This window comes from Microbacterium protaetiae, assembly GCF_004135285.1.
Classification (GTDB): Bacteria; Actinomycetota; Actinomycetes; order Actinomycetales; family Microbacteriaceae; genus Microbacterium; species Microbacterium protaetiae.
The window spans coordinates 168,895-181,480 of the sequence record NZ_CP035494.1 but is presented as its reverse complement, the minus strand read 5'-3'; the positions used below and the strand labels follow the sequence as shown (position 1 = coordinate 181,480).

Sequence of the window (12,586 nt, the reverse complement as noted above, 5' to 3'; positions counted from 1 at the left end):
TCTCCACAGATTCGCGTGAGCCAGGCGTGCGGCGGCGTCTCGCGCTGTTGACTTGTCGGCATGACCGACGTTCTCGATGTCGCCGATGTGCTGCGACTGCCCGATGCGCCGCCCCCGGTGCGCCGCAGTGCGATTCCCCTGGTGGCCTCGCTGGTTCCCGTGCTGGCCGCGGTCGGGCTGTGGCTGGTCACGGGCACGGTCACGATGCTGTGGTTCGCCGCTCTCGGCCCACTCATCGCGCTCGCCTCGGTCGCCGACGGTGCTCGGGCAGCTCGCCGCCAGCGGCGTCTTGCCGCCCGCGACGCCGAGCGCAGCCGGCGCCGGGTGCGCTCAGCGGTGGCGGTGCGACACGATGCCGAGCGCGAGCGGCTGTGGGCGCAGACGCCCGATATGCGTGGGCTGGTCGTGCCTGACGATGATATCGACCCGGTCTGGCGGGGGCAGGGCTCACGCGACGAGCGCCTGGTCGTGGGCCGCGGCCGGCGCGCCAGTACCGTGCGCGTCGAAGGCGGGCGGGCCGATGCCGCCTCCGCGGCCGTTCGAGACGAGGCATCCACTCTCGACGACGCCCCGATCACGGTGCCGCTGCGCGGCGGCGTCGCTGTCGTGGGGCCCGAGCCACTGGCCCGGGCCGTCGTGCGCGCCCTCGTGCTGCAGGCCTGCCTCGCGTTGCCGCCCGACCGGCTGCGGCTCGGTGCCGATCCGGTCGCCGTCGACGATCCCGATGGGGCGTGGCTGCGGGCGTTGCCGCACGTCGGCACCGACGCAGCCACAACCCTGGTGCTGGATGCGCGAGAGGCCGGTGACGCGGCGATCGTTCGGGTCTCGGCGGGCGCCGACGTGCCCCCGCGCTGCGCTGCGGTGCTCACTCTCACCGGCGTCGACCGTGCCCGTCTCGCACACGACGGCACGGTCACCGAGGTGCAGATCGAGGGCGTCTCGCGCGAGCAGGCGGTCGCGCTCGCTGAGCGGCTGCGCGAGCGGGCACGGGCGAGCTTCGGTGCGGCAGGCCCGGGCGAGGTCGTCGCGCTCGCCGACATCGTCGACCGCAGCCCGGCCGGCGCCGGCCTCGATGTCGTCGTCGGCACGGCCCGCGGGGGAGCGTTCCGGCTCGACCTCGCAGCCGACGGGCCGCATGCATTGGTGGCGGGGATCACCGGATCGGGCAAGAGCGAACTTCTCACCACCTGGATCACGGCACTGTGCACACGCTTCGCACCCGACCGGGTGGTGTTCCTGCTCGCCGATTTCAAGGGCGGCACGGCGTTCGACGCGCTGGCAGCGCTGCCGCACGTGACAGGCGTGATCACCGACCTCGACGCGGGCGGCGCCGCGCGCGCACTGGCGAGCTTGCGCGCCGAGCTGCGTCGCCGCGAAGCCGAGATCGTGCGTGCCGGTGCGCGCGACATCACCGGCACGCAGCTGCCCCGTCTGGTGATCGTCGTCGACGAGTTCGCGGCGCTTGCCGCCGCCCATCCCGACCTCGTCGACCTCTTCACCGACATCGCCGCGCGCGGGCGGGCACTGGGCATGCACCTGATTCTGGGCACCCAGCGCGCCGCCGGGGTGTTCCGCGAGTCGTTGCTGGCCAACTGTCCGCTGCGCATCAGCCTGCGCGTGGCCGACGCCGCCGACAGCCGCGCTCTCATCGGCGGCGACGAGGCGGCGGCGCTGTCGGGCGCACCCGATCAACGTGGAATCGCGCTGATCCGCCGGGCGGTGGATGTCGCGGCCCGGCCGGTGCGCATAGCTCTCGCTTCTTCGCAGCTGGTCGACGAGGCGGCGCGGGCCGCGGTGGGTGCGCCGCCGCGGCGACCCTGGCTGCCCGCGCTGCCCGAGCGCCTTGCGCTCGCCGACGTCGGCCGCCGCGGCGACGGGCGCCCGGACGCCGACGTCGCCCACCGTACCGAGAATGCCCTGCACGCCGACAACGGCCATCGCGCCGAGAATGCCCTGCGCGCCGACGGGCGCCGGCGCGCCGACGCCGGCCGCCGCGCCGAGAATGCCCTGCGCGCCGAGAATGACCTGCGCGCCGACGACGTCGTGCTCGGCATCGCCGACGAACCCGAGCATCAGCGGCAGCCCCCGGTCATGCTCACCGGCCGCGGACTGGGCGTGATCGGCCGCGCAGGTTCGGGCCGTACCAGCGTGCTGGCCACGATCGCCGCGCAGGATCCCACCGCGCAGTGGATAGGCTCCGACCCTGAGGCGGCGTGGGACCGCGCCCTCGCGCTGGAGTCCGGCGGCACCGCCGCGACGGTTCTTCTCGACGACGTCGATGCGCTCCTCGCGCGCTATCCGATCGACTACGCGCAGGCGTTCGCTGACCGCCTCGAGCGCATCATCCACACCGGGCAGGGGCGCGTCATCCTCAGCCTGCAGCGCATGGCCGGGCCCGCCGGCCGGCTCGTCGAGCTGCTGCCGCAGCGCGCGCTGCTGGCGACGACGACCCGCACCGACTTCGCCGCCGCGGGCGGGGTGCCGCACGACTGGCACGAGAGCCTGCCGCCGGGCCGCGGCATCCTCGACGGCCGGCTCGTGCAGTTCGCGCTGCCGCCGACGATCCCCTCGATATCGGTGACCGGGCCCCGCCCGTGGCGACCGTGTGTGCCCCTCACGGCCGCCATCGCGCCGGCCGGGGCCGTGCAGCGTCACGTCGCCGCGGTCGCCGCCGCAGCGGGCAGCCGGGTGCTGACGATCGACAAAGCCGGCACGGCAGCAGACACGCCCGATGACGTGCCGGTGGTCGTGGTCGGCGACGGCGAGCAGTGGCAGCGCGCCTGGCGGCTGCTGCAGACGATTCGCGCCGACGGCGAGATCGTCGTGGATGCCGCCTCCGCCGCCGACTACCGGCTGCTCACCGGCGACCGCGCCCTGCCGCCGTACTGCGTGCCGGGCCGCGACCGGGCGTGGCTGCTGCGCGCCGACGGCAGTGTGCAGCGGGTCGTGCTAACCGCCGACCACCTCTGACAGCGGTGCGAGTTCGAACCCGTGCGCGGTGGCGACCCCGGCGTTGACCACCCGGCCATCCACGGTGTTCAGCCCGGCGGCCAGGGCCGCATCCGCGCCCAGCGCCTCGCGCCAGCCGCGCGCGGCGAGCTGCCGGATGTAGGGCAGCGTCGCGTTGGTCAGCGCCGAGGTCGAGGTGTTGGGCACGGCCCCGGGCATGTTCGCCACGCAGTAGAACACGGTGTCGTGCACCGCGAAGGTGGGATCGTCGTGCGTGGTGGGGTGGGTGTCGGCGAAGCATCCCCCCTGATCCACCGCGATGTCCACGAGCACCGAACCGGGCCGCATGCGCGCGACCATGTCGTTCGTGACGAGCTTGGGCGCCTTCGAGCCGGGGATCAGCACCGAGCCGATCACCAGATCGCTGTCGACGACGGCCCGATCGAGGTCGAGGGGGTTGGATGCCGCGGTCTTCACGCGCCCCTGAAAGTGGTCGTCGAGCATCCGCAGCCGCGCCACGTTGGTGTCGAACACCGTGACATCGGCGCCCATCCCCGCCGCTATGACCGCCGAGTTCGCCCCCGCCACCCCGCCGCCGATGACGGTCACCCGTGCCGGCCGGGTGCCGGGCACCCCCGACATGAGCAGGCCACGACCGCCCGACGAGCGCATCAGGGTGTGCGCGCCCACCATCGGCGCGAGGCGCCCGGCCACCTCACTCATCGGTGCCAGCAGCGGCAGGCTTCCCGACGCGAGCTGCACGGTCTCGTACGCGATGGCGGTCATCCGGTCGGCGATCAGACGCTCGGTGAGAGGCCGATCGGCCGCCAGATGCAGGTAGGTGAAAAGCACGAGATCGTCGCGGAAGTATCCGTACTCGCTTGCGATGGGTTCCTTCACCTTGAGCACCAGCTCGGCGCGCGCCCAGACCTCGGCGGCATCGTCGAGCAGAGTGGCTCCGGCGTCGGCGTATTCGGCGTCGGGCATCGACGACCCTTCGCCGGCGCCGCGCTGCACGAACACCTCGTGGCCGGCGCCGACGAGATCGTGCACGCCGGCGGGGGTCAGAGCCACTCGGAATTCGTTGTTCTTCACCTCGGTGGGCACGCTGATGCGCATGGGATTCCTTTCTGCTCCGTCTTTGGAGCAACATGCATTCCGCGTCGTCGCTAGAACGCAGCTCGGATCGTGCCGACGTCCTGTCCGCCGCCTGTGACGGCCAGCGGTAGCTGTGACAGGGTCTCCGACACGTCTGTGGGGTCGAGCGCGCCGGCCAGCTGCAGCAGTCGCAGCGACACGGCGGCGGTGGCCCGGCTCGATCCGTCGAGCATCTTCAGCGCCACCGTGGTGCCGTCGGGGGCACTCATCACGTGCACGCCCTCGGCGCCGCCCTTCGAGAACACGCCCAGCCGTTCGATCACGATGGTGTCGGGGCGTCCGGGTCCGGCGATGACCCACGGGTTCTCGCGAACCGCCTGCACAAGCGCACCGGCGTTGCGGTGCAGGGCGAACGGCGAGGCAGACGACGAGGTGGCGATGCGATGCATGGCCTTTGCCAGCCCGGCCAGCGAGACCGCGTGCACCGGGGCGCCGCATCCGTCGATGGCGGTGGCGGCGACGCGGGCGCCGGTGAGGCGCTCGACGAGTTCACGGATCTGCACCTGCAGGGGATGCTGCGGGTCGAGGTAGCTCGCGGTGTCCCAGCCGGCCCGGCGGCACGCCAGCAGCATTGCGGCATGCTTGCCCGAGCAGTTCATCCGGATGCGGGCCGGCTGCGCGCCGTCGCGCACCAGTTCGTCACGTGTGGCGGCATCCTGCGGCCACGCCGCAGGGCAGCCGAGGTCGTCTTCGCCCAGCTCGGCGGAGGCGAGGATGTCGCGCACGAGCCCCACGTGCCGGTCGGTGCCGGTGTGGCTGGCGGTGGCCACCGCCAGGTGTGGCCCGGCAAGATCGGCACCGGCGGCGACGGCCGCCAGCGCCTGGATCGGCTTCAGCGTCGAACGCGGCAGGATCGGTGAACTCGTGTCGCCATACTCACGCAGCACCTCGCCGTCGGCGCCGAGCACAATGGCCGACCCGGTGTGGCGCGACTCGATGAAGCCGCTGCGTTCGACCACGGCCAGCTCGACGGCTGCGGCGGCGGCGAAGGTCTGCGACACGCCCTCCAGCCTACCGCCGCGTCGGTGTCAGACTGGGGTCATGTTCGGCGAACACCACTACCGTGTGCACGCGGACTGGAACGGCAACCGCGGCGCCGGAACCACCGGATACCGCGACTACGACCGGCTGGTCACCCTGCGCATTCCCGGCAAGCCCGACCTGGCCGCCTCATCCGACAAGCCGTTCCGTGGCGATCCGTCGCGGTGGAATCCCGAAGACCTGCTGCTGGCCGCCCTCAGCGAATGTCACCTGCTGTCGTATCTGCATGCCTGCGTGGGCGCCGGCGTCGTGGTCACCTCGTACGAAGACGACGCGACCGGGGTGATGACCGAAGACGGCAAGGGCGGGGGAGCTTTCACCGAGGTCGTGCTGCGCCCGCGAGTGACGGTGGCTGCGGCATCCATGATCGAACCGGCCCGAGCCGCGCACCACCAGGCCCATGAGTGGTGTTTCATCGCGAACTCGGTGAACTTTCCGGTGCGGGTGCAGCCGGAGGTCATCGACGTTCGTGCGGAAGAACCTGCCTGATGCGCTCGATGGGCGTCTGCGCCGGCACCTCGTTGTAGGAGTGCGCGAGTTCCTGCCCGCTGAGTTCGTGGATGGCGGCCATGATTTCATCGGTGGCCAGGCGCCGGGCGCGGCCCGACGAGGCGGGACCGTGCGCGCTCACGTCGATGGGGGTGCCGAATTTGATCGTCGCGCGGGGCAGCAGGTGCGGGATCTTCGCGCCCACCGGCATCACCTTGTCGGTGCCGATCAGGCCGACCGGGATCACGGGCGCGCCGGTCTGCAGGGCCAGGAAGGCGACGCCGGTGCGCCCCTTGTACAGACGTCCGTCGAGCGAGCGGGTTCCCTCGGGATACAGCGCGATCGCCTCGCCGGCCTCGAGCAGCTGCTTCTGCTGCTCGAGTGCCTCCAGGGCCGCCTGCCCGGCGCCGCGGCGCACGGGGCTGGCGCCCAGCGCGGTGAAGAAGGTACGGCTCAGCCGTTTGGCCAGCCCGGTGCCCTCGAAGTACGTCGCCTTCGCGAGAAAGCGCACATTGCGGGGAGCAGCGACCGGGATGGCTATCGAGTCGATGAATGACAGATGGTTGCTGGCGAAGATGACCGGGCCGGTGAGGGGGACGTTCTCGCGCCCCGTGATGCGCGGCCGGTAGAGACCGCGCGCCAGCGGCGTCAGCAGAAAGCGGCCGAGGGCGTAGGCGAACCGGACGCGGCTGGGCGACGGAGGGGTCGAGGAGTCGGGTTCGGTCGTCTCCGGTTCTGTCACCTATCGAGGGTACTGCCGTTTTCATTCCGCACCGGGCATGCCCGCGGCATCCCCGACTCTCAGCTTGGTCTTTGGAAAGTGCGCGAAGATGGAGGTTCCGCCCCCGAGAGCTCGAGGTTTTCTGTGCGTAACCGCCCCATCATCGCCCTGTCCGTCGTCGCGCTGGCTGCGCTGTCGCTGGTCGGCTGTTCGTCGCAGCCGAAGGCCGACGCCACGCCGACGAGCACGGCTGCCCCCGACCTATGCACGGCGCAGGTGGCCTCGGGCACGTCGTCTGACGCGGTGAAGGTGACCGGCGAGGTCGGCAAAGAGGCCAAGGTCAGCTTCGACACTCCGCTTGAGATCACCGACCTGCAGAGCACAGTGGTCAAGAAGGGTGACGGCGACAAGATCAGCTCTGGCGATTTCATCCAGTTCGCCCTGACCGAGTTCAACGCCGAAAGCGGCGACAAGAACGGCGCGATCGGCCAGACCGAAGGCAGCCTTCTGCCCCAGCAGGTCTCGGCCACCAGCACCCTCGGCCAGGTACTCGGCTGCGCCTCGGTGGGCAGCCGCGTCGTGGCGACCATGCCCGGCGACGAGGACTACCCGGCCACCGTCGATGTGCTCGACGTGCTCAAGGTCGTCCCGACAGCCGCCTGGGGTACGGCGCAAGAGCCCAAGGCCGGCTTCCCCACCGTCAAGCTGGCCTCCGACGGCACCCCGTCGGTCACGCTTCCCAGCGGCGACATGCCGACGAAGTTCGCGAAGGAGACCCTGAAGAAGGGCGACGGCGTGAAGGTCGCAGAGGGTGACGCCGTGCTCGTGCAGTACTACGGCGTGTCGTGGAACTCAAAGAAGACCTTCGACAAGAGCTGGGGCAGCACGCCCTTCACCGTGCAGCAGGTGGGCACGGGCGTCGTTGACGGCTTCAGCAAGGCGATCGAAGGCGAGACCGTCGGCTCACAGGTCGTGGCTGTACTGCCGCCGTCGTCGGCCTACGGCGAGGGCGAGATCAACGATGACGACCTGACCGGTCAGACGCTGGTGTTCGTCATCGACATCATCGGCGTGCAGAAGGCGTCGTAGCTCAGGCCAGCACCGCGGTCAGGGCGACCTCGACCGCGGCCAGCACGGCAGTGGCCGCCGCTATCCACCCCGGGCGCGACCACGCCCGTGCACCCGCGTGCGCACGCACGTCTGTGCGCCGGGCCCGGTGGTCGGCGGCCCACGCGGCCCCGATGAGGCCGGCGGTGACCACGACGGCGGCGATACCCGGCGCTGATCCGGCGGACAGGATAGCGGCGGGCACCAGCGCGAGACCGAGTCGGCACGCTGTCGGCCAGCCCGAGGTCGACCGTACGGCCAGGAACGTCGTCATGATTCCCGCCGCCGCGACCAGCACGGGAGCGGCCGCCCCCCACCCAGCGATGGCGGCCGCGGATGCCGCGACAGCGGCCACCGGCGCGGCGACCGCGCACGCCTGACGTGCGAACACGATCGGAGTGCGCCCCCACGCGACCAGGCGGGCGTGCAGGGATCCTCCGGTGCGGCCGAGCGCGCGCAGGCCGGTGAGCTGGACCCGCCGCCACAGCGCCCGGGAGCGCCCGGCCGCCATCCGCGCGAGGGGCACCGGCTCGTCGGGGGCGAGGTGCTCGCGTGCGCGCGCGAGGGTGTCGGCTGCGACATCCCGAGCCAACAGCGTCTCGATGGAAACGTTCTGCGCCCGGGCGCGCACCGTCGTGGTGAGACGGTCGTCGGCGCGCAAGAACTCGTCGGGGGTGGCCTCGAGCGCGAGCGCGGCCGGCCAGCGCCACACCGCCGGCAGGCGGCGCACGGTGTCTTCGGGCAGCGCGGAGAGCATCGTCTCGCGCACCGCGGTGAAGAACGCGTCGCGGCGCTGGGGTGGCAGCCAGCGCACGGCATCGGAGCGCAGCCGGCCGACGAGTTCTCTGCGCACCCAGCGCGCCAGGAACGCGTCGCGCGCGCGGCCGGCCGGCACGGCGTCGACGATCGTGCCGATCGCGCGGGCGAGGTCGCGGTAGTAGTCGTGCGGGTCGTAGCGGGCGTATCCCGCACCACCGCCATCGGTGCGGGCGACATGGATGTAGACCGGGCTGTCGGCGTAGATCGACACGCGCCGGGCGGCCGTGTACGCGGCCGACAAGAAGAGGTGGTCTTCAAGGCGGCGCGCCCGTTCATCGAACCGCAGGCCATGCGCGTCGAGGAACGAGCGCCGGAACATGGCGTGCGGCGTCATGCTCGAGGCCAGCGGCACCTCGGGCGGCCAAGCGTCGGGCACGGTGCGTCGGAACAGGGCCGCCGGCACCTTGCGCCCGGCGCTGACCATGCGCCCGAGGATGACGTCGCTCTCGTGCTCGCGCGCGAAGCCCACCATGCGGGCCAGGGCATCGTCGGCGAGCCGGTCGTCCTGGTCGACGAAGAAGATGAACTCGCCGCGTGCTGCGGCGATCCCGACGTTGCGGGGCTTGCTCGGCCAGCCCGAGTTGGGCTGATGGATGACGCGTGCCCACTCGCGTGCCGCACACCAGTGGTCCAACAGCGACGGTGTCGCATCCGTGCTGCCATCGTCGACGAAGATGGCCTCGAACCCGTCGGTGACCGATTCTTGCGCGTCGAGGCAGTCCAGAAGAGGACGGACGAACGGGCCAGGGTTGTAGATGGGGACGACGACGCTGACTCCGAGCTGTTCCATGCGCTTCCTCTCGCTGTCGCGAGTCTATCGACGCCTAGAGTGAGACCATGCGACGCGTCCTGGTTCTCGGGTCCACCGGTTCGATCGGCACGCAGGCGTTGGATGTCATCCGCTCGAATCCGCGGCGATTCGAGGTAGTGGGACTTGCCGTGGGGCATGACCGGGATGCCGTTGCCGCCCAAGCTGCGGAGTTCGGTGTCGAGCACACCGCGCTGGGCGCCGCCGAAGCCGAGCAGCTGGTGCGCGATGTCGAGGCCGATGTCGTGCTCAACGGCATCACCGGGTCGGTGGGGCTGGGGCCGACCCTGGCCGCGCTCGAGACCGGCCGCACGCTCGCGCTGGCCAACAAGGAGTCGCTCATCGTGGGCGGCGACCTGGTCACGGCGCTCGCGGCGCCCGGACAGATCGTCCCCGTCGATTCCGAGCACTCGGCGATAGCGCAGGGGTTGCGGGCGGGGGAGCAGGCTGAGGTGCGGCGGCTCGTTCTGACGGCCTCGGGCGGACCGTTCCGCGGCCGCAGCCGAGCGCAGCTGCAGCAGGTCACCCCCGCCCAGGCTCTTGCTCATCCGACCTGGAACATGGGGCGGGTCGTCACCACGAACTCGGCGACGCTCGTGAACAAAGGCCTCGAGATCATCGAGGCGCACCTGCTGTTCGATGTGCCCTACGACCGCATCGACGTGGTCGTGCACCCGCAGTCGATCGTGCACTCCATGGTCGAGTTCATCGACGGATCCACCATCGCGCAGGCATCGCCGCCCGACATGCGGCTGCCGATCTCACTCGGTCTTGACTGGCCGCATCGGATCGGTGGCGTCGGCTGGCCGCTGGACTGGACCGTGGCATCCCACTGGAGCTTCGAGCCCCTCGACGACGATGCGTTCCCCGCCGTGGGGCTGGCCAAGCAGGTGGGCCGGGCCGGCGGAACGTATCCGGCGGTGTTCAACGCGGCCAACGAGCAGGCCGTCGACGCGTTCCATGAGCGGCGTCTGTCGTTCCTGGGCATCGTCGACACCGTGCGGCGCGTCGTCGAGCAGCACGACGCGCCGGCCGTCGTCGACCGAGACAGCCTCGCCGAGGCCGAGCGCTGGGCGCGCGAGAGCGCCGACAGGTTCATCGGCGCGGCCTGAGCCGCGGTCTGGGTGGCGGCGCGCCGCGTGCGGCCTGGGTGCCGGCGCTGCGCGGCGGCGCGGCGCGCTGCCTGGGTGCCGGCCTGCGGCCTGCGGCGACGTTGGGTCGTCGCATATGGCCCCTTGCGTTGCGTTGAGGGGGCCATTTGTGACGACTGAATGTTTGGGTGCGGTGTTGGGTCGTCGCATATGGCCCCTTGCGCTGCGTGGAGGGGGCCACATGTGACGACTGAAGGTGGGGCGTCCAAGAGGGGGGACGGGTTATGGATGCCGCGCCGGCGAATCGCCCGGTCGCCGCTGTTGGGTCGTCGCATATGGCCCCTTGCGGGGCGAAGGTTTCGGGTGCGGTGTTGGGTCGTCGCGTATGGCCCCTTGCGCTGCGTTGAAGGGGCCATTTGTGACGACTGAAGGTGGGGCGTCCGAGACGGGGACGGGTTATGGATGCCGCGCCTGCGGCCTGCGGCCTGCGGCAACGTTGGGTCGTCGCATATGGCCCCTTGCGGGGCGTGGCGGGGGCCACATGTGACGACTGAAGGTGGGGCGTCCGAGACGGGGACGGATTGTGGATGCCGCGCCCGGCACGCCTGCGGCCTGCGGCAACGTTGGGTCGTCGCATGTGGCCCCTTGCGTTGCGTTGAGGGGGCCATTTGTGACGACTGAAGGTGCGGCGTCCGAGACGGGGAGGGAATGTTGACGCATCGCGCTCGCGCCGCCGCGCGCCGGGCGCTCAGGCCGGGCGCTCGGGGTCTGACGCGGGGGTGGCGTCGTCGGGATACGGCACCGGCCACACCGGGTCGGGCACCGGCCAGCCGGCGTCGCGCAGCGCGCGGCGGGCCAGCTCGCGCGCCGAGTACGGCGCGCGGCGCCCGCGGATGTCGCGGTAGTCCTGATGGCCCGGCCCCGCCCACAGCACGGCGTCGCCGTCTGTGACGAGTTTCACGGTCTCACGGATGGCACGCTCGGGCGGCGAATACTCGTGGATCTCGGCATCGGGTCGCGCCGCGCGCGCGCCGGCAACCAGGGTCGCGCGGATCGAGTCGGGGTCCTCGAAACGCGGATGGTGGTCGGTGACCACGAGGATGTCGCTGCCTTCCACCGCGGTGCGCGCCATGTCGAAGCGCTTGGTCGCGTCACGGTCGCCGTCGGCGCCGAAGAGCATCACGACCTTGCCGGGGGTGACGCGTCGCACCGCGGCGAGCGTCTTCTCGAAGGCGTCGGGGGAGTGCCCGAAGTCCACGTAGATCGCGGGACCCTGCGCGCCCGAGACCAGCTGCGTGCGCCCGGGCAGATAGGCGTCGATACGACCGCCGTCGAGCGCGGCGGCCAGGCGCTCCCACGCGTACCCGGCCTGCAGCGCCATCACGATCGCGAGTCCCGCGTTGGCGGCCATGTGCCGGCCGATCGTCGGGACGACGGTGGTCAGGGCGCGGCCGTCGCGGGCGGTCAGGGTGAACACGGTGCCGTCCTGGCGCTCCTCGACGATCGTGACGCGCCAGTCGGCGTCGGCGGTCGGGTCGACGGCGATGTCGGGGGTGACGATGGTCTCGTACGGCACCTCGCACCGGGCCGCGACATCCGCCCCCGCTGCCGAGTCGAGGCAGATCACCGCGCGCCGCGCGCGATCGGCGGAAAACAGCGGAAGCTTCGCCTCGAAGTACTCCCGCATGTCGGCGTAGTCGTCGAGGTGATCGTGGCTGAGGTTCGTGAACGCGGCGACGTCGAACATCAGCCCGTCGACGCGGTGACGGCTCAGCGCCTGCGCACTCACCTCGACGGCGACGGCCTCGACGCCGCGCTCGCGCATCAAGGCGAGCAGGGCGTGGAATTCGGATGCCTCGGGTGTGGTCAATCGCGACACGATGACATCACCGGCGATGTGCCGTTCGGCGGTCGACGACAGGCCGGTGACCACGCCCAGCTGGGCGAGAATCCCCTCCAGCAGATGCGACACGCTCGTCTTGCCGTTGGTTCCCGTGGTGCCCAGCAGCAGCGGCAGCTCATCATTCGCACCGGTGCCGTAGACCCATGCCGAGATCTCGCCGAGCCGTGCGCGCGGATCGTCGACGACGACCAGGGGCACGCCGGCGTCGGCGGCCGGTACCGCCCCCGCCGCATCCGTGATCACTGCCACCGCACCGGCGGCAGCGGCCGCGGCCGCGAACTCCGCACCATGGCGGTTGACGCCCCGAATCGCGACGAACGCCTCGCCGGGGCGCAGGTCGGCTGTGGCGAGGGTGATTCCCGACAGCGTGACGCCGTCGGCGTCGCCGCGCAGCTCGCCGCCGAAACGGGCGGCGAGCTCGGTCAGGGCACGGACGGGTGGGTGCTCCGGCCGCAACACGGGCGGCAGGTTGGCGGGGGCGGAATCGGCGCTGCTCATAG

The 12,586-nt window shown here is 71.5% G+C and carries 9 protein-coding genes; 4 read left to right on the top strand and 5 right to left on the bottom strand.

All coding sequences use genetic code 11. The features are described 5' to 3' along the window. The first annotated feature begins 60 nt into the window (after nt 1–60). Complete coding sequence (locus ET475_RS00830) at nt 61–2,970, top strand: FtsK/SpoIIIE domain-containing protein (protein WP_129385132.1); 2,910 nt, start codon at nt 61–63, stop codon at nt 2,968–2,970. Here ET475_RS00830 and ald read toward each other — a convergent pair. Then, complete coding sequence (gene ald, locus ET475_RS00825; protein WP_129385130.1) at nt 2,950–4,068, bottom strand: alanine dehydrogenase; 1,119 nt, start codon at nt 4,066–4,068, stop codon at nt 2,950–2,952. The two genes, ET475_RS00830 and ald, sit on opposite strands and share 21 nt — an antisense overlap. 50 nt (nt 4,069–4,118) lie before the next feature. Next, nucleotides 4,119–5,108 (bottom strand): asparaginase, encoded by a 990-nt coding sequence (locus ET475_RS00820; protein ID WP_129385128.1) that lies wholly within the window; start codon nt 5,106–5,108, stop codon nt 4,119–4,121. Nucleotides 5,109–5,148: 40 nt separating this feature from the next. Between ET475_RS00820 and ET475_RS00815 the strand changes: the two genes are divergently transcribed. After that, nucleotides 5,149–5,637: an OsmC family protein gene (locus ET475_RS00815; RefSeq protein WP_129385126.1), complete on the top strand. Its 489-nt coding sequence runs from the start codon at nt 5,149–5,151 to the stop codon at nt 5,635–5,637. Here ET475_RS00815 and ET475_RS00810 read toward each other — a convergent pair. Then, nucleotides 5,606–6,379 carry a lysophospholipid acyltransferase family protein gene (locus tag ET475_RS00810; RefSeq protein ID WP_129385124.1) on the bottom strand — a complete coding sequence of 258 codons (774 nt, stop codon included), beginning with the start codon at nt 6,377–6,379 and terminating at the stop codon, nt 5,606–5,608. The genes ET475_RS00815 and ET475_RS00810 overlap by 32 nt on opposite strands. A gap of 123 nt (nt 6,380–6,502) precedes the next feature. Between ET475_RS00810 and ET475_RS00805 the strand changes: the two genes are divergently transcribed. Further along, entirely contained in the window at nt 6,503–7,447 is a 945-nt protein-coding gene (locus tag ET475_RS00805; protein ID WP_129385122.1) for an FKBP-type peptidyl-prolyl cis-trans isomerase, read from the top strand. 1 nt (nt 7,448) lies between these two features. Here ET475_RS00805 and ET475_RS00800 read toward each other — a convergent pair whose 3' ends face one another. After that, a complete protein-coding gene (locus ET475_RS00800; RefSeq protein WP_129385120.1) occupies nt 7,449–9,074 on the bottom strand; it encodes a glycosyltransferase family 2 protein in 1,626 nt (541 codons plus the stop codon). Between the two features lie 47 nt (nt 9,075–9,121). Between ET475_RS00800 and dxr the strand changes: the two genes are divergently transcribed. Then, nucleotides 9,122–10,204, top strand: a complete 1,083-nt coding sequence (gene dxr, locus ET475_RS00795; protein ID WP_129385118.1) for a 1-deoxy-D-xylulose-5-phosphate reductoisomerase — start codon at nt 9,122–9,124, stop codon at nt 10,202–10,204. Between the two features lie 727 nt (nt 10,205–10,931). Here the strand turns inward: dxr and ET475_RS00790 are convergent. Then, a complete protein-coding gene (locus ET475_RS00790) occupies nt 10,932–12,584 on the bottom strand; it encodes a Mur ligase family protein (RefSeq protein WP_207205380.1) in 1,653 nt (550 codons plus the stop codon). Nucleotides 12,585–12,586 lie beyond the last annotated feature (2 nt).

Bases quoted from the DNA above. Each gene is read 5' to 3' on its own strand.
- ET475_RS00830 (WP_129385132.1), top strand. From the start codon at position 61: ATGACCGACGTTCTCGATGTCGCCGATGTGCTGCGACTGCCCGATGCG.
- ET475_RS00800 (WP_129385120.1), bottom strand. From the start codon at position 9,074: ATGGAACAGCTCGGAGTCAGCGTCGTCGTCCCCATCTACAACCCTGGC.
- dxr (WP_129385118.1), top strand. From the start codon at position 9,122: ATGCGACGCGTCCTGGTTCTCGGGTCCACCGGTTCGATCGGCACGCAG.
- ET475_RS00790 (WP_207205380.1), bottom strand. From the start codon at position 12,584: ATGAGCAGCGCCGATTCCGCCCCCGCCAACCTGCCGCCCGTGTTGCGG.
- ET475_RS00815 (WP_129385126.1), top strand. From the start codon at position 5,149: ATGTTCGGCGAACACCACTACCGTGTGCACGCGGACTGGAACGGCAAC.
- ald (WP_129385130.1), bottom strand. From the start codon at position 4,068: ATGCGCATCAGCGTGCCCACCGAGGTGAAGAACAACGAATTCCGAGTG.